This is a genomic window from Salinimicrobium sp. TH3 (assembly GCF_026676115.1).
In the GTDB taxonomy this organism is placed as follows: Bacteria; Bacteroidota; Bacteroidia; order Flavobacteriales; family Flavobacteriaceae; genus Salinimicrobium.
On the sequence record NZ_JAPONB010000006.1, the window covers coordinates 127,871 to 145,083 of the forward strand.

The 17,213-nt window shown below is 41.1% G+C and carries 13 protein-coding genes; 6 read left to right on the forward strand and 7 right to left on the reverse strand.

Going from position 1 to position 17,213, the window contains the following annotated elements:
- The first annotated feature begins 61 nt into the window (after positions 1-61).
- The 4 genes from OU683_RS10950 to OU683_RS10965 all read left to right on the forward strand — a co-directional run bounded on the left by OU683_RS10950 (position 62) and on the right by OU683_RS10965 (position 5,281).
- A complete protein-coding gene (locus OU683_RS10950) occupies positions 62-745 on the forward strand; it encodes an ABC transporter ATP-binding protein (protein ID WP_268138170.1) in 684 nt (227 codons plus the stop codon).
- Entirely contained in the window at positions 732-3,278 is a 2,547-nt protein-coding gene (locus tag OU683_RS10955) for an ABC transporter permease (protein ID WP_268138172.1), read from the forward strand. The genes OU683_RS10950 and OU683_RS10955 overlap by 14 nt, the downstream gene beginning before the upstream one ends.
- A gap of 170 nt (positions 3,279-3,448) precedes the next feature.
- Entirely contained in the window at positions 3,449-4,462 is a 1,014-nt protein-coding gene (locus OU683_RS10960; RefSeq protein WP_268138174.1) for an LLM class flavin-dependent oxidoreductase, read from the forward strand.
- Positions 4,463-4,492: 30 nt separating this feature from the next.
- Positions 4,493-5,281 (forward strand): PhzF family phenazine biosynthesis protein, encoded by a 789-nt coding sequence (locus OU683_RS10965; RefSeq protein WP_268138176.1) that lies wholly within the window; start codon positions 4,493-4,495, stop codon positions 5,279-5,281.
- 83 nt (positions 5,282-5,364) lie between these two features.
- Here the strand turns inward: OU683_RS10965 and OU683_RS10970 are convergent, their stop codons facing one another.
- The 3 genes from OU683_RS10970 to OU683_RS10980 form a co-directional block, all read right to left on the reverse strand.
- A complete protein-coding gene (locus OU683_RS10970) occupies positions 5,365-6,156 on the reverse strand; it encodes a hypothetical protein (protein ID WP_268138178.1) in 792 nt (263 codons plus the stop codon).
- Between the two features lie 76 nt (positions 6,157-6,232).
- Positions 6,233-8,050, reverse strand: a complete 1,818-nt coding sequence (locus tag OU683_RS10975) for an adenylate/guanylate cyclase domain-containing protein (protein ID WP_268138180.1) — start codon at positions 8,048-8,050, stop codon at positions 6,233-6,235.
- The gene (locus OU683_RS10980) at positions 8,047-8,511 is read right to left on the reverse strand and encodes a hypothetical protein (protein WP_268138182.1); all 465 of its coding nucleotides are present in this window, start codon (positions 8,509-8,511) and stop codon (positions 8,047-8,049) included. Before OU683_RS10980 ends, OU683_RS10975 begins: the two co-directional genes overlap by 4 nt.
- Positions 8,512-8,746: 235 nt before the next feature.
- Between OU683_RS10980 and OU683_RS10985 the strand changes: the two genes are divergently transcribed.
- Positions 8,747-9,688 (forward strand): YitT family protein, encoded by a 942-nt coding sequence (locus tag OU683_RS10985; protein ID WP_268138184.1) that lies wholly within the window; start codon positions 8,747-8,749, stop codon positions 9,686-9,688.
- Entirely contained in the window at positions 9,642-10,220 is a 579-nt protein-coding gene (locus OU683_RS10990) for an HD domain-containing protein (protein ID WP_268138186.1), read from the forward strand. Before OU683_RS10985 ends, OU683_RS10990 begins: the two co-directional genes overlap by 47 nt.
- Here OU683_RS10990 and OU683_RS10995 read toward each other — a convergent pair.
- The 4 genes from OU683_RS10995 to OU683_RS11010 all read right to left on the reverse strand — a co-directional run bounded on the left by OU683_RS10995 (position 10,217) and on the right by OU683_RS11010 (position 16,865).
- Positions 10,217-12,712, reverse strand: coding sequence for a glycogen/starch/alpha-glucan phosphorylase (locus OU683_RS10995; RefSeq protein ID WP_268138188.1), 2,496 nt, complete (start codon positions 12,710-12,712; stop codon positions 10,217-10,219). The genes OU683_RS10990 and OU683_RS10995 overlap by 4 nt on opposite strands.
- A gap of 196 nt (positions 12,713-12,908) precedes the next feature.
- Positions 12,909-14,351, reverse strand: a complete 1,443-nt coding sequence (locus OU683_RS11000) for a TonB-dependent receptor (RefSeq protein ID WP_268138190.1) — start codon at positions 14,349-14,351, stop codon at positions 12,909-12,911.
- A gap of 233 nt (positions 14,352-14,584) precedes the next feature.
- A complete protein-coding gene (locus OU683_RS11005) occupies positions 14,585-15,211 on the reverse strand; it encodes a class I SAM-dependent methyltransferase (protein WP_268138192.1) in 627 nt (208 codons plus the stop codon).
- A gap of 115 nt (positions 15,212-15,326) precedes the next feature.
- On the reverse strand, positions 15,327-16,865 hold the full coding sequence (locus OU683_RS11010) for a SulP family inorganic anion transporter (RefSeq protein WP_268138194.1): 1,539 nt from the start codon (positions 16,863-16,865) through the stop codon (positions 15,327-15,329).
- Positions 16,866-17,213: the final 348 nt, after the last annotated feature.

Below are 17,213 nucleotides of genomic sequence, written 5' to 3' on the forward strand. Positions count from 1 at the left end.
AGCTACTGGCTTGAAGTGGAAATCATTTCTTATTTTGCTTTTTTTGAAAGCAGATTTAAAGATGACAAAAATATTAAACGTGCGCAACCTGGAAAAAAGTTATACCAGCGGTTCCAAACAGCTCACTGTACTCCATGATATAAGTTTTAATGTTGAAGAAAAGGAAACTTTTGCCATTGTAGGTCCTTCGGGCAGTGGAAAAACGACTCTTTTGGGCCTTTGCGCAGGTCTTGATCGTCCAGATACCGGCAGCATTGAGCTCTGTGGCACCGAACTAAGTTCCCTTTCTGAAGATGAACGGGCAGTGCTGCGTAATCAAAAGGTAGGTTTTGTATTTCAGGATTTTCAACTGCTTCCAACTTTGACTGCATTGGAAAATGTTGCTGTTCCCTTAGAATTGCAGGGCGCTAAAAATGCTTCGGATGTTGCAAAAGGTTTGCTTGAAAAAGTAGGTCTTGGCGGCAGATTTGAACATTATCCTTCCCAACTTTCGGGCGGGGAACAACAGCGGGTGGCTGTAGCAAGGGCCTTTTCAAACCGGCCTTCCATTCTCTTTGCCGATGAGCCCACAGGAAACCTGGATGCCGAAACGGGAGAGAAGGTAATTGAATTGCTCTTCGACCTCAACAGGGAAGCAGGAACCACTCTTGTCATAGTAACACACGACCTTGATCTTGCAAAAATGACACAGCAAATCCTGCGTCTCAAAGGCGGAAAAATAATAGAGACCCATGAGCAGCACTAAAACAAATACCTCCTTCATGTGGTTATTGAAAATGGCGTGGCGCGACGGCAAAGCAAGTGGGCGTAAGCTTATCCTGTTCATGGCTTCGATCGTATTGGGAATAGCTGCCGTGGTTTCAATTCAATCTTTTGGAGAAAACCTGAAGGATAATATCGCCCTGCAGTCAAAAGCCATGATGGGAGCCGATTATAAGATCGACCTGGACAAGGCCCCCACAGAAGAAGTTCTCTCTATTATAGATTCCCTGGGTGGCGCCCGGGCAAGGGAAATAGGCTTCACTTCAATGGCTGCCTTTCCAGGAAATGACGGCACCAGGCTGGTGCAGGTACGGGGAATCGAGGGCGAATTTCCCTTTTATGGGGAACTGGAGACTGTGCCCCGGGAGGCAGCACAAACCTATCAACAGGAAGGGAAAGCTTTGGTCGATGCCACATTAATGCGGCAGCTGGGACTTAACCCGGGTGACAGCATCAAAATTGGAGAAGTTACCTTACCTATTGCCGGGGCCTTGCGTTCCATTCCCGGCAGTAATTCGTTTTTTAGCTCTGTTGCGCCACCTACGGTCCTACCCTACAGTTTTATTGAAGAAACAGGGCTCATACAAACGGGAAGCCGCATTTCCTATGATTATTACTTCACTACACAACCGGGAACAGACCTGGAGCAACTGGACGAGGTTCTTGATCCCCGGCTGGATAATCTTGAAGCCGATCTTGACACACACACCTCCACCAGTGAACGGTTGGGGCGGCGTTATGATAACTTCGGAAAGTTTCTGAACCTGGTAGCTTTTGTCGCATTGCTACTGGGTTGTGTGGGAATTGCAAGTGCAATAAATATCTACATCAAAGGCAAACTAAAGGCTGTTGCTGTTCTTAAATGCCTTGGGGCGACCAGGAAACAAACTTTTATGATCTATCTCCTCCAAATTGCCGGCATGGGATTACTTGGTGGAATTATAGGTACCATTGCAGGCTTATTTTTACAGCAACTCTTCCCATTACTACTCGGGGATCTGTTACCTGTAGATATTGAAATGACCTTTAAAATCCAGATCATTTTATTAGGAATTTTACTTGGGGTTTTCATGGCGGTGTTATTTGCCCTTGTACCACTTATAGGGACTTTATACGTCTCCCCTTTACAGGCTCTAAGGGTGCAAACGGGAATCAATAAGAAAAAAGGGAAAGCAGAATTAGCAGTTCTTGGCGGCATTTTTCTATTCATCCTTCTCTTCTCCTATTGGCTTCTGCAGGACTGGAGATACTCTTTGGCCTTTGTACTGGGAATTGTAGTAACCTTTGCTATACTTGCAGGGATCGCCAGATTGTTCATGAAAGTGATTCGGGAAAATTTTCCAACCGGCTGGGGATTTCCCGCAAGGCAAAGTCTGCAGAATTTATTTCGTCCACAAAATCAAACGCTCACTTTGGTGCTGGCCATTGGAGTAGGTACTTTTCTAATTAGCACCCTCTACTTTACAAAAGATGTTTTACTGGCCGAAGCCTCCATTGACGCACAAACCGATAGTCCAAATATGATCCTTCTTGATGTGCAGGCCGGGCAGGAAAAAGAGGTGGAACAAGTAATTAAGAACAGTGGAAATCCTGTTCTGGATGACATTCCAATTGTTACCATGCGGGTTCAGAATATAAACGGAAGAACCGTAAACCAGATGAGAGAGGATTCAACATCGGGGATTAATCGCTGGGTTCTCAATCATGAATTCAGGGTGACTTATCGTGATTCGCTTACAAATTCTGAAGTACTTTCCTCGGGGGATTGGATATCTCAAGTGGATAACACAAACCTCATCCCTATCTCTGTAAGTGACAATTTTGCTGAAGATGCGTTGGTGAGCGTGGGAGATCGCATCTCTTTTAATGTTCAGGGGGTGGTAATGAATACCGAAGTCCGCAGTATAAGAACTGTTGACTGGAGCCAGATGCAGCCAAATTTTTCCATTGTTTTTCCAAAAGGTGTTTTGGAGAATGCTCCCCAGTTTAGGGTGATCACTACAAAAGTTCCCGGGGAGGCTGCAAGTGCCGCCCTCCAACAGGAATTGGTAAGGCTTTTCCCCAATGTTTCGATTCTTGACCTGCGGCAAATAATTACTGTTATTGAAGACCTTCTTAATAAAATTGCCTGGCTTATTAACTTTATGGCCTTCTTTAGCATACTCACAGGAATAATTGTTCTTCTCGGTGCTGTTCGCACCAGTAAGTTTCAGCGGATCAAGGAGAGTGTTTTACTGCGAACTATAGGCGCTCGCAGCAACCAAATTTTAAAAATCCTTGCACTGGAATATTTTTACCTGGGTGCACTTGGAACCTTATCGGGAATCCTGCTTTCTTTACTAAGCAGCCAATTACTCGCATGGCTTTTGTTTGATACTGCTTTTGTACCTTCTATTTTTCCATTCCTGGTAATCTTTCCTGCTATTACTATACTGGTAATGTTTATTGGCCTTACTAACAGCATAAGCGTAATTAAAAGTCCGCCGTTGGAGGTTTTAAGGAAGGAGAGCTATTAAGCCTGCTACCAAAGGTGTGGAAAATGGCAAAATTTTGCTTCCTTTCCCCACCTTTGGTAAAATCAATATAAGAAAGTCTGGATCATATAATCCCGTTATTACCAAAAGCTATCTCTTTTCTTATTTTCCTTCTTTTGAAATCCCGAACTTTGAAAAAACCTGAAATTTCTATGTCTCAGAACAAAAAAAATACTTCTTATTCAATATTAGAACTCGCCAGTGTTGGCTTGGACTCCTCTATTCACCAAACCTTTAAGAACAGCCTGGATCTCGCGCAGAAAGCTGAAGAAATGGGATATCACCGGTTTTGGCTGGCAGAGCATCATAATATGGTTAGCATAGCCAGTTCAGCTACTTCAGTTTTAATAAGCTATATAGCCGGAGGCACTAAAAAAATAAGAGTGGGTTCCGGAGGAATCATGCTACCTAATCATTCCCCGCTCATAGTTTCAGAACAATTTGGAACTCTGGGTTCACTTTATCCCAACAGAATAGATCTTGGACTTGGCAGGGCCCCCGGAACAGATCAGGTCACTGCACATGCTATAAGAAGTGACCGTATGCAGGCAGTGTATAAATTTCCGGAGGAAATAAGCCAGATCCAGCAATATTTTTCTGCAGAAAACAAAAGATCCAAGGTGCGGGCTACTGTAGCTGAAGGCGTTGATGTCCCAATTTATATTCTTGGTTCCAGTACCGACAGCGCACATGTGGCTGCCGAAAAAGGTTTGCCTTATGCGTTTGCAAGTCATTTTGCACCAGCCCAACTTTTTGAGGCGCTAAACATCTATTACAACAAATTCCAGCCTTCAAAATACCTTGATAAGCCTTATACCATTGGGTGTATAAATGTAATTGCTGCCGATACCGATGAGGAAGCTGAAGATATTTCGACCACCCTCATAAGAATGATGTATGGGGTAATGACAAATAACATGGATTATATGCAGCCTCCAATTAAAATGACTGAAGAGTTACGGGAGCTGGCAGCAAATCCTGCTTTTCAAAGAATGCTTAAATATGCATTTATTGGCAGCAAGGAAACTGTAAGGGAGCAAACTTCAAAATTCCTGAAAGAAACCGGGGTGAATGAAGTTATGGTAGCTTCTCATATTTATAATCATAAGGACAGGTTAAAATCGTACAGGATCTTTTCAGAAATAATGAAAGATCATAATATGTAGTAGGTCTCTTTTTACTTTAAAGTGTCAAATATGCAATTACACCTTTACCAGATAAACGCCTTTACAGATCACCTCTTTAGTGGTAATCCTGCCTGTGTGGTACCGCTTTCAGAATGGCTTCCCGATGATCTACTTCTAAAAATTGCCAGGGAAAATGCTGTTGCCGAAACCGCATTTTTTGTCGATAAAGATCATAGTTTTCACTTAAGATGGTTCACTCCGGAGATGGAGATGGACCTGTGTGGACATGCTACTCTGGCAGCTGCTCATGCACTTAGGGATATTAGAAAACATCAGGGCAAAAACATCATTTTTGACACCCTAAGCGGCGAGTTAGTGGTAACTGCCGAAAATGGGAGCTACACTTTAAACCTGCCTGCAAGAAATCCTGGTCCAACCGTACTTCCGGAACTATTAAAAAAATCCCTGAACATTCAGCCACGGGAAGTACTTAAAGCACGAGATTATGTGTTGGTTTATGAAGATGAACAGGAAGTGAGAAATATTGAAATCAACCGCACTTACTTTGATCAACTTGAACTTGGAACCGGAGGAGTAATAGTCACTGCCAAAGGTAAAGATTGTGATTTTGTATCCCGTTTTTTCACCCCCAAAGCTTCAGTTTTTGAGGATCCGGTAACTGGTTCTGCTCATTGTTCCCTCACTCCCTACTGGAGTGAAAAGTTAAATAAACAGGAGCTGCAGGCAAGGCAATTATCTCAACGCGGCGGGCGCCTTTTTTGCAAAAACCTGGAAGACAGGATTGAAGTGAGAGGGAGTGCCCGCACCTACGCTATCGGTAAACTGTGGACGGAGTAAATCTTTATAATGTTTCGTCCCTCTCCTGCAAGAAAAAGGAGCCGGGAACAATAATTCAGAAAACTGAATAGCTGATAAAAGATCTAAAGATCCTGGTCTGCAATATCCTCCTGTAGCAATAGTGCCGCACAAAGTGCAGAGAGCAATAACCTTTCTGAAGGGTCTTTGGTATGTAGAAACACCTCTCCGTTATCCACTAAAGAAACTGCCGCGACCGATTCCCCTTTCTTATTGAAGATCTCATATCCTATGGCTCCCAAAAGACTCTTTTTCACTCCTTGTTTAGTCTTCAAATGCGTAATAGGCTCCAGGGCATAAAATTCATTTTCTGATAGGGCAAAGAAACCGGAATAATCCTCAGGAGTAAACTTTGCTGCCTGATTATCGAGTAGCAACTGCCAGGGCTTAACCTCATCATTCAAAAAAATCTGCAGGTAAAAAAGATTTTCGGAAAAACCAGAACCTCCAAAAAGGTCTTCCAGAATATTGATTACAGAATTTGGGTTATCCCCTATTTGCAGGTCTTCAGCATGAAATTCGGAAACAGCGTAAACATCGGCAACATTTCCGGAGAAATCTGAGATCGAAAAATAAAAAGACTGGTCACTGTTTGCATAATCCATGGCGACAAGGTTAGGGTAATCTGGATCAGTGATTTGTCCGCTTATAAGGTCTACTCTCGTATTACCGCTACGGGTCCAGGAGCGCTTAATTTTTGAAGTTTTGTAGTCACCAAAGCTCAATTTTTGATTTATAAGTAGTCCCTGCCGGCCTTTAACAGGAAAAGCAGTAGTTTCGGAAACCGACAGTGCGGGTTTCATCGGGGTGCATGCGTACACCAGGAAGGCCAACAACAGAAGGATATTTTTTTTCATAAGATCTAAAATATTATCTAACACGAAGCAGCAGGAAAAATGTTACATTTAATCAACTCTTTTGACTACCTTAAAACTAAGCCACACTACTTTTCTTTTCCTGATCTGCTTTTGCTCCCTTTACAAAATACATTTTCATCATTCCTTTATTCTTCACCATAATCTCTCCCCTGTAGTCACATTCAAATTCATCCTCAATGAGATGATAAGTATTCTCGGATATATTGATCCTCCCCGTTTCTGAACAGGATTCCATCCTGGCTGCAATATTCACCGCATCTCCCCATATATCATAAGCCCATTTTTTATTGCCTACCACTCCGGCCACCACAGGGCCCGAGTTTATCCCAATCCTTACCTCAAAACGAATCTCTTTTCCTGGCTCTTCCTTACCTACAAATTCTATCATTTCACAAGCCGCAGCGACCACGCGGCGGGCATGATCTTTAACAGCAAAAGGAACTCCGGCTGCACACATATAAGCATCCCCCACAGTTTTTATTTTCTCAAGGCCATGATGCTCGATTATTTCATCAAACTTGGAAAAATAAAAATCTACCCTTTTCACAAGTTCCTCTGGCGGAAGATTTTCGGCATAATGGGTGAAATCCTTGAAGTCTGTAAATAATATGGTCACTGCTTCAAAACGTTTTGCACGTACCTTTCCGTTTTCCTTTAATTCCATAGCCGTTTCCTGAGGAAGAATATTGAGTAGTAAACGATCTGATCGTTGTTTTTCCCGTTCAATGATTTTTTTGGTCCTTCCTATGTACCTATTTCGACGATAGAGCCCCAGAGCCAGGAGCATAATAAGGAACAAGGCGATAGCGGTAGCAATAACAATGTTGCGCTGATTACTTTTTTGTTCGTTAAGTAAGTCAACTTCGGTTTGTTTTTTGGCTATTTCATAATTCGTTCTAAGGTTTGCCACTTCCTTTACAGAAGCAATATTCTCAATACTGTCTTTATATACCACGTACATTTTGTAGTGGTCGTAAGATTGCGGAATATTACCTGCTTCTTCGTGTAAAAATGCAAGTTTTTGATGTGCCCCCTGCAGGTCTTCTTTTAAACCATTGGCCTTTGCTGCTTCCAGGCTCTTATCTGCAAACGCTATTGCTGCTTCCAAATCTCCCTGTCTCTGGTTGATTTCAGAAAGTGCAGCATAGAAATCTGTTAGAGCATTATAATCCTTCACTGGAAGAAGAATGGCTACCGCATCATTAAGTTGTGTTTCTGCTAAATCATATTGTTCCATAGCGGCATTGATCCTGCCAAGATTCCCAAGACTATAGGCTTCATAAATTTCACGGCCCACCTTTTGAAAAATGTCTCTTGCCTTTGAAGTATATACAAGTGAAGAGTCTATAGCCCCTTTATCAAAAAAGGTATCCCCCATGTTATGATAGGTTGCCCCTACCATTAAAGTGTCTTTAACTGCTTTGAAAAGATCTATTCCCCGGTTAAAATAAGTAGAGGAAAGGTTAAGATCACCACTTTCGGCATAGGCATTCCCTATCTCCACATAAGAACTTCCAAGCTTATTTTTGTTTTCAAGTTCTTCAGCTAATTCTGCACTTTTATAAAGGTGCTTAAAAGCATTGCTATAATCTCCTTTATAACGCCAGGCAATCCCCTGGTGAAAATGTGCAAATTGAAGCTTCTCCTTATTTTCAACCGGCTGTGCCTTTTTAATAAGAAGATTTGTGTATTTAATCGTGCTATCTGGCTGTGTTGCCGAAGAAATTATATCCTTAAGCAAATCCAAATTGTATCTTTCTTCTGAAGAACGATACAATTTGGTTAAACTGTCAAATTCAGATTTCTCCTGCCCCACTATGGTATAACCAATGGAGAATAAAAACAGGAAAGAAATAAGAATCTTTTTGATCATCTTGAATCCGAATTACTTTTGAGCTCCATCTGTATCTTTGGGTCCACTTCAAATTCGCTTTTTCGTCCTTCAATTCGGAACCGGACAGAATATGGTTCCTGGCCATCAATGTGTTCCCCTTTGACCTTTCCAACCTTCACTCCCTTGTTTCCCTGTTCCGGCCCCACACTGTCAAGAAGCTTCCATTTGTCTTTCCCGTCCTTAGCAGTGACCCCGGTAATTTCTATAACATCGCCGGATTCCTCATCTTTGGGTTGCCCTTTCCAGTAGACCTTCATCCCCGGACTTATGGTAGAAACATAATCCATAGGTTTTCCAGGTTTCTGGGGAGGATCATCCCTGTCATCTGAAAAAACAACCTTCTCATCAATATTTCTTTCATTAATGTTTTTTGTGTCCACCGTTAAATAGATCCAGGTATTTTTAGGTGACTTACCTTTTTTTGCTTCATTCTTTTCCATTATTTCCAATAATTAGTTAATTAACTGAATATTAAGGTACTAAAGAAAGCTTGACTTTTAAATAAAATTCGTTGAAGTGCCGTAAATCATGCGAGAAATATCTTCTCCTGAAATAAATTCGTACATTCTGAAGTAAAAAGAAGATAATAATTTACTGATTACTAAGTGTCAAAGAATTTTATTTCAAAAAAAATGTTAAGTTAGAGGATCCTCCCTACAAAAACATTTTGAACATATGGTATCTAAAAACCCCATTAACTGGCGATCCCTGTTTTCACTTCACTCGGTGGTGTATTCCCTGTTGGGAATATTTGCTGCGATGATCGCGCTCGAGGGATTCATGCTTCCAAATCACTTTTTAGACGGGGGTGTTACGGGAATCTCCATCGTAGTAGAAGAGATGCTGGGTATACCTTTTACTTATTTACTTGTTGCCTTTAACTTACCCTTCTTATACCTTGGATATCGTAAAATTGGAAAAACCTTTGCCCTTAGGGCCCTGCTTTCAATACTTCTACTTACCGTCCTCATGCATTTTATTGAAATTCCAGCTGTTACCGAAGATAAAGTCCTTATTGCCGTTTTTGGAGGGTTCCTTATAGGATTAGGACTGGGATTAGTAATCAAAGGAGGTGGTGTACTGGACGGCGTGGAAATTATGGCTGTCTACACCACGCGAAATTCAGCATTTTCCACTTCTGAAATCATCCTTGTTTTTAACGGTCTCATTTTTTTGGGTGCCGCTTTTGTATTTGACCTCGAAGCAGCCATGTATTCTTTTTTAGTATATTTTACTGCCTCTAAAACTACAAGTTACATTATCGATGGTTTTGAAGAATTTACGGCCTTGACCATAATTTCGAAGGATTGCGAAGATGTAAAATCCCTTATAGTTAATGGCTATGGTAAGGCAATAACAGTGTATAAAGGGGAAAGAGGTTATTTACCCGGAGCCTATGAGGTTAAACACGATTGTGATATCATTATGACCATTGTGACCCGGCTCGAGATACACAGAATTAAGGAAGCTACCCTAAAAATAGATCCTAATGCCTTTTTCTTTGTTCAAAGGATCAAAGAAGTTAAAGGCGGAATAGGAAAACAAACCGCAAAAGACCCTTTTGAAGACCATGTTCGAAAAAATCTACAAAAAAGTGATGTCCAACCTGGAGAGTAATCTTCCTTCCTGGTTGTACTATCACTCACCTGCCCATACAAAGTATGTGCTGGAAAAATCTATTTTCCTCGCCCAACAGGAAGGAGTAACAGGCCGTGAACTTTTCCTTATAAAGGTTGCAGCACTTTATCATGACCTTGGATTTGTGAAAGGCAGGGATAATCACGAAAAAAGGAGTTGCGAAATGGCTTCCGAAGAATTACCGGAATTAGGTATTACTTCAGAAGAAGTTCAGAAGATCTGTAATATGATCATGGCCACACAAATTCCTCAAAAACCAAAAAACCTTTCAGAAAAAATTCTCGCCGATGCCGATCTTGAATATCTTGGCACTAACAACTTTTATGAGATAAGTGAAAAACTATATAAAGAATTGCGACACAACAGACCAGAACTTACCAGGCAACAGTGGAATGAGATCCAGGTGAACTTTCTTTCTGGTCATACCTACCACACCAAATATTGCAAAGTGCACTGTGAACCAATAAAGGCTGAGCACCTTGCAGAATTACAGGCGCAGATAGAAAGTTAATCCTTAAGCCTTACCGGTTCTACCATCCATATTTTTTCAGCGTAATCTCTTATAGAACGATCTGATGAAAATTTACCCATCCTCGCAACATTTAAAATAGATTTTCTTGTCCATTCTTTTTGATCCTTCCACAGGCTAAAGACCTCTTCTTTTTTTGTACAGTAAGAATCGAAATCTTTAAGTAGTTGATAAGGATCCTGCTGGAGTAAATTTTGATAAAGGGGTTTAAATAATTCTGTGTCCCCATCGGCCATTTCACCCGAAATAAGAAAATCCAGTACTCTTTTCAGGTTTTTATTTTCATTGTAGAATTCATAAGGCCTGTAACCATCACGTCGTGTTTTCTGCACTTCCTCTGTAGTTTGTCCAAACAGGAAGAAATTTTCCTTTCCAACTTCTTCAAGGATCTCCACATTGGCACCGTCAAGGGTTCCAATGGTAAGGGCCCCGTTAAGGGCAAACTTCATGTTTCCTGTACCCGAAGCTTCCTTACCAGCCATAGAGATCTGCTCAGAAAGATCGGCAGCAGGATAAATTCTCTGGGCCTGTTTGACATTGAAATTTGGCAAAAAGACCACTTTCAGGTATTTATTTACCTCTTCATCGTCATTAACAAGTTCGGCAACTGCTGTAATAAGTCTTATGATAAGTTTAGCCATAAAATAACCCGGAGCAGCCTTGCCTGCGAAGATAAAAGTGGATGGCGCTATATTTTCTGTTCTTCCATCTTTGATCCTTAAATAAAGATCAATGATGTGAAGCACTTTAAGATGCTGCCTTTTGTATTCGTGGATTCGTTTAACCTGCACGTCAAATAACATAGTAGGATCTACTTTCACTCCTGTGCGTTCCTCCAGTAATCCCGCGAGAATCTTTTTATTCCAGAGTTTCACATCTCTCCACTCTTGCTGGAAATCCTCATCTTCTGCAAAGTTTTCCAGTTCCCTGAAGCTTGTGAGATCTGTTAGCCACTCCTGCCCAATCTTTTCAGAAATTATATCTGCTAAACCGGGATTACTCACTGCCAGAAAACGACGATGGGCGACCCCATTGGTAACGTTGGTAAATTTTTCGGGCCATAGATCGGCAAAATCATGGAGCACCTGTGATTTTAAAAGCCGTGAATGTAATTCTGAAACTCCATTTACTTTGTAGCTTCCAATAGTTGCCAGGTGGGCCATTCTTACAGAAGGTTCCCCGTGCTCATCGATAAGAGACATTCTCGAAATTTGATCTCCACTATAGCCTTTATGCCTTAGTTCATCAAGGAAACGACTATTGATCTCATAGATGATCTCCAGGTGTCGTGGAAGTATTCTTCCCAACAGCGTTATAGCCCATTTCTCCAGAGCTTCGGGCAGCAGGGTATGATTGGTATAGGCAAAAGTTTGCCGGGTGATATCCCATGCCTCCTCCCAATCAATTTCGTGTTCGTCAACCAAAAGCCGCATAAGTTCGGCAACGGCGATGGAAGGATGAGTATCGTTGAGCTGGATCACAAATTTTTCATGAAAATTTTCCAGTTTACGCCCCTGCATTATATGAAGGCTTATCATGTCCTGCAGCGAACAGGAAACAAAGAAATATTGTTGTTTGAGCCTCAACTCTTTTCCCGAAATATTTTCGTCATTAGGGTACAATACTTTTGTAATATTTTCGGAACGCAGTTTCTTCTCCACGGCACGATAATAATCCCCAACATTATATACCGAAAAATCAAAGGATTCTATAGCTTCAGCTTTCCAGAGACGCATAATGATCCCGTTACTTTGATATCCAAGAATGGGGGTGTCATAGGCAGTACCCTTAATTTCAGATTCCGGCAACCATTCTACCTCGTACCTGTTCTTTCCATTGGTACCATGCTCTGTTCTTCCGCCAAATTTGACCACATAAGAAATTTCGGGACGCATAACCTCCCAGGGATTGCCATTATGCAACCACTTATCTGTAGTCTCTACCTGCCATCCATCCTTTATTTCCTGTTTAAAGATCCCGAATTCATAGCGAATCCCATAACCAATAGAGGGTATGCCTAAAGTAGCCATGGAATTCAAATAACAGGAAGCAAGCCGGCCTAAACCTCCATTCCCCAATCCAGGTTCTCCTTCCTGCTCCAGAAGCTGGTCAAGATCTAAATCCAAATCTGCCAAAGCTTCCCTCGTCTCATCTACTGCCTCCAGGTTAAGGAGGTTGGTTCCCAAATGGGGACCCGGGAGATATTCAGCCGAAAAATAAGCCACTCCACGTGCATCCTTTTGTGCAAATTCTTCGGTGGATCTCACAAATTGCCTTAGGGCTCTGTCCCTTATTGTAAGAGCCAGTGCAGTGTAAAGGTCATTATCTGTAGTTACGGCAGGCACCCTCCCCAGGTGGTAAAAAAGCTTCCGCAGAAAATCTTTTTTAATATCTTCTTTGGTTAATCCAACCTCACTGGCCTTTGTTCCTAATGAAGCAAAATAACTTTCTATTGATCTATTGTGGTCTCTCATAGTTGCTTTTTTTAAAAAAATAAGAAAAAAATAAAAATCAATAACACAGATCATTACTTTATAAGATAATTTTATGACTTATAAATGTTCCTCACCTTCATAAAATGTCATTTCGGGAAGTAATTTTTTTATTTAAATTTCACGAAAGCAGCCGCCAAAAGCAAGGTCTCAAAAATGCCATTTTCAAGGGCACCTGTCAGGTATTCTCTTTAGGAGTCATGAAGAGCTTTTTCTCCTTGATCATCTGGGTAGTTTTAGGAGGTAACATTTCTTCCCATCCGGGTCGCCCTTCAGCAATCATTTGATGCACTTCCCGTGAATATATTTCAAGAATTTCGGGGTCATAATCGGTGATATCCACTACCCTGCCGTTATCTTTAAAGAACTTGTAAAGCTCTTTCATTCGAGGATGCACCTTAAGATTTTTACTTGTGATGATATTTCCGGTTTCAGGATCTTTTAAAGGATGCAGATAGACTTTTAGATCCCTGAAAAAGAGTTTTCCAAAGGCTTCCAAAATACCTCCACTCAGGTGCCGGTAATATTTTTCGTCAAAAAGGTCTAAAAACGTGTTGACCCCCATGGTAAGCCCCATTCTCTCGGCCGTGTATTGGGAAAAATACTCTACAACCTTATAATATTCCTGAAAGTTAGAGATCATTACCATTTGCCCCAATGAGACTAGTAGATCTGCCCTATCCAGGAAATCCTTTTCGTCAATATACCCTTCAGTCCGGAGATTGGACAGAGTTATCTCAAAAATGACTTTAGTTTTATCCTTATTTACCTTCTTTTCGTTCAGGAACAGTTTAAGGGACTGCTCGAACATGTTCATATTCACCTTGGTAACCGGCCTAAAACTTCCGCGAAGGGTAAGAATGTTCTTTTTGTAAAGCTCATTTGCGGGCAGGACATTATTCCCGGAAGGTTCAAACATCACCGCCTGTGTCATCCCATTCTTTACCAGTTGCAGACTCATAAGGCGGTTATCGACATCTTTAAAAACCGGACCTGTAAAGTTGATCATATCGATCTCTACCTGGTCATTGTTAAGATGATCGTACAAGTGCTTTAGAAGTTCCTTTGGATTATCATACTGGTAAAAGGCGCCATAAATAAGATTGGTGCCCATTGTTCCAAGAGTTATTTGCTGTAAACCTGCATTGTTTTCATGAAATTGCAAGTGGATAATGATCTCACTGAATTCTTCTTTAGGGTGAGTTTGAAATCTAATTCCCATCCATCCATGACCTTTATATTTCTTGGCAAAATCAATGGTCGCTACTGTGTTGGCATAACTAAAAAAGAGCTTCTCTGGATGTTTTTCCCTTAAGATCCTTTGCTCTAAAAGGTCTGTTTCGTACCTCAACATGCTCTTTAGCCTTGCCTCTGTTACGTACCTTGCATCTTTTTCTATTCCATAAATGGCATCACTAAAATCCTTATCATAAGCACTCATGGTCTTGGCTATAGTGCCTGATGCGCTACCTGCCCTGAAGAAATTGCGCACAGTTTCCTGCCCGGCGCCAATCTCTGCAAAAGTTCCATAAATGCTCTCATTGAGATTGATGCGCAGAGCTTTGTTTTTAACAGAAGGAACCGGATCAAATTCTAACTCATCTTTATCTCTAAATTTCATGTTCCAATTTTTCTTGTGATTTGAATTTAAGAATTAAATGCGGGTTGAACGTATATTTATAAATACATCTTCTAATAATCATGTGGTTGTTCCCTAAATGATCTTGATCAATCCAGAAGCATTACGTGCCCTATATTTTCTTACACAGCGAATAGGAGAAATCTTGAACATTTTTAAAAAATATTGACTATTTTTCATTTCGGTGATACCGATTTCCCTTTTGCTTTCCATAATTATCCAGATAAAGTTATCAAACGATCTCTGATATTCAAGTCACGGAATTTAAATTTTTCCCTGACAAATAGAAAAGTTTCTTCCTGAAATATAAAAATATGGGTGGGGTCTTTTTTATAATACCAGTTCCCAAACGGGATTTCGGGATAAATATGAGTCATACATAACAGTTGCCCTCCCGGCCGAAGCATTGATTTCAACAGCTCAAATTCCTCCGCAGGGTTTTGAAAGTGCTCGATTACTTCACAGCAGGCTATAAAGTCATAAGTTCCCTGCAGAAGTTTGGGAAATGGGAAGAAAAAGGGATCATAAGCGAATATCTTATATTGAAGATCTGAAAGTAATTTTGTAATGACCGGCCCGGTCCCGGCTCCAAAATCCAGTCCTATGTGTTCCAGCGGATCAAAATTTTTAATGACCGACTTTATAATAGGTGATACAAAACTCCGGTAACGGGGATCATCGACATCATTGTTATGTGTCAAATACCTTTCTCTTTCGGAAACTGGATCGAGGTAATATTCCTTAGCAACAAAAATACCCTTACAGTTAGTGCATTCCAGATACTCTCTTTCCGGCTGGGAATGAAAAAGATGAGCGGTGGAAAAACATAAAGGACATTTCATTGAAAAGAATTATGTTGCGCCTTCGTCGCAAGGTAAATTCTCTGTCATGGAAGCATAAGCAGGCTATTCGCAGTCTCACTTAATCTTCTTTTTGTTCAAAAAGAAGGATTCTTACCTACCTGTCGATAGCCACTTTATAAGTAGGATCTTCCAGAATATTTACCTCTATGATCTCATCTGCATTTTCCAGTAACTGGCGACAGTCACGACTTAGGTATCTAAGATGCAATTTTTTTCCCTGTTTCAGGTATCTCTCTGTCAGTTTATTGAGGGCCTCAATACCCGACATATCAACAACACGGCTTTCAGAAAAATCAATAATAACCTCATCCGGATCTCCCAAAATATCGAATTTCTCATTAAATGCAGCCACACTTCCGAAGAAAAGTGGACCATAGATCTCGTAATGTTTTACTCCTTTATCGTCAACGTATTTACGGGCACGTATCCTCTTTGCATTATCCCATGCGAATACAAGGGCAGAGATAATAACACCAACCAGAACCGCCAGGGCCAGGTTATGAAGTACTACTGTAACAAAAGTTACGAGCACCATCACCAGTACATCACTTTTTGGCATTCTGCGGAAGGTTCTCAAACTGGCCCATTCGAAGGTACCAATAGAAACCATGATCATTACACCCGTAAGGGCTGCCATAGGCAGAAGTTCAATAATATCTGCTGCAAACATTACAAACACAAGGAGCATTACTGCCGCTACTATACCAGACAGTCGGGCTCTGGCGCCAGATGAAACATTGATCAAACTTTGACCGATCATTGCACAACCTCCCATTCCCGAAAAGAATCCCGATAAGATATTGGCTGTTCCCTGCGCCACACATTCCTTATTCCCACGGCCACGGGTCTCAGTGATTTCATCAACAATATTAAGGGTAAGTAAACTTTCTATTAATCCTACTCCTGCCATTATTGCAGCATATGGAAAGATGAGGGTTATAGCTTCCCAGGTGAATGGCACCATAGGAATGTGAAACGGCGGAAAGCCCCCTTTGATGGATGCAATATCTCCTACTGTTTTTGTATCGATCCCTAATAAGGCTACTAAACCAAAAACAACCAGAATTGCGGCAAGCGAGGAAGGAAAAACTTTTGTGAGCTTAGGCAGTCCCCAAATGATCAACATGGTCACCAGGACCAGTCCGAGAAGGATGTAAAGGTTTTCCCCGGTCATCCACACAAGCTCGCCCGCCTCATTGACAGTCTTAAACTGGTCCAGCTGTGACATAAAAATAATGATCGCCAGACCGTTCACAAAACCAAAGATCACAGAATGCGGCACCATCCTTATAAGTTTTCCAAGCCTTAGTACACCTGCGAGGATTTGCAGTATCCCCGCTAAGATTACTGTGGCGAAAACATATTCAACTCCATGAGATATTGCCAGGGCGGCAATCACTACGGCCACGGCCCCTGTTGCTCCCGAAATCATACCGGGTCTTCCCCCAAAAAGAGAAGTAATTAAACCCATTACAAAGGCCGCATATAAACCCGTTAAAGGAGAAAGGCCGGCGATCATTGCAAAGGCAACAGCTTCGGGGATTAGGGCAAGGGCTACAGTAAGTCCTGCAAGGACCTCAATTTTATAATCTACTTTTTGTGAAAAATCAAAAAGATTAAAGAACTTTTTCATCTTAGGATATCGAAAAATTAGTAATTGAAAAGGAGCTCCCGTTTAGAAAAGGGAGAAAATGAGAAGGGAATCTTATCTCAGGGCGGAGTAATTGGCGAAATGGATATTTTTTTATTGCTCGTCATAAGAGCCGGCAAAAGTAGCTTTTTTTATTCTTTAACAAAACCGCACTCTCCTTTTTTGTTATAAAAGTTAACCGAAAAGGATTTCGGTTAATAAAGTTTAAATATCCTGAGAGTCAGAATGGAAAACAGAAAATGAAATTATTAAATGGTAAGATGAGAGCAAGAAATATTTCAACCCATTAATTATTATCCAGATTAGGTAATCGCATCTGGATGTGCAAAA

What these genes read in the sequence shown, in the direction of transcription:
- OU683_RS10975 (WP_268138180.1), bottom strand. Translation starts at nt 8,050, where the DNA reads ATGATCAAAAAGATTCTTATTTCTTTCCTGTTTTTATTCTCCATTGGT.
- OU683_RS10985 (WP_268138184.1), top strand. Translation starts at nt 8,747, where the DNA reads ATGGTATCTAAAAACCCCATTAACTGGCGATCCCTGTTTTCACTTCAC.
- OU683_RS10965 (WP_268138176.1), top strand. Translation starts at nt 4,493, where the DNA reads ATGCAATTACACCTTTACCAGATAAACGCCTTTACAGATCACCTCTTT.
- OU683_RS10980 (WP_268138182.1), bottom strand. Translation starts at nt 8,511, where the DNA reads ATGGAAAAGAATGAAGCAAAAAAAGGTAAGTCACCTAAAAATACCTGG.
- OU683_RS10950 (WP_268138170.1), top strand. Translation starts at nt 62, where the DNA reads ATGACAAAAATATTAAACGTGCGCAACCTGGAAAAAAGTTATACCAGC.
- OU683_RS10960 (WP_268138174.1), top strand. Translation starts at nt 3,449, where the DNA reads ATGTCTCAGAACAAAAAAAATACTTCTTATTCAATATTAGAACTCGCC.
- OU683_RS11010 (WP_268138194.1), bottom strand. Translation starts at nt 16,865, where the DNA reads ATGAAAAAGTTCTTTAATCTTTTTGATTTTTCACAAAAAGTAGATTAT.
- OU683_RS10995 (WP_268138188.1), bottom strand. Translation starts at nt 12,712, where the DNA reads ATGAGAGACCACAATAGATCAATAGAAAGTTATTTTGCTTCATTAGGA.
- OU683_RS10970 (WP_268138178.1), bottom strand. Translation starts at nt 6,156, where the DNA reads ATGAAAAAAAATATCCTTCTGTTGTTGGCCTTCCTGGTGTACGCATGC.
- OU683_RS11000 (WP_268138190.1), bottom strand. Translation starts at nt 14,351, where the DNA reads ATGAAATTTAGAGATAAAGATGAGTTAGAATTTGATCCGGTTCCTTCT.
- OU683_RS10955 (WP_268138172.1), top strand. Translation starts at nt 732, where the DNA reads ATGAGCAGCACTAAAACAAATACCTCCTTCATGTGGTTATTGAAAATG.
- OU683_RS11005 (WP_268138192.1), bottom strand. Translation starts at nt 15,211, where the DNA reads ATGAAATGTCCTTTATGTTTTTCCACCGCTCATCTTTTTCATTCCCAG.
- OU683_RS10990 (WP_268138186.1), top strand. Translation starts at nt 9,642, where the DNA reads ATGTTCGAAAAAATCTACAAAAAAGTGATGTCCAACCTGGAGAGTAAT.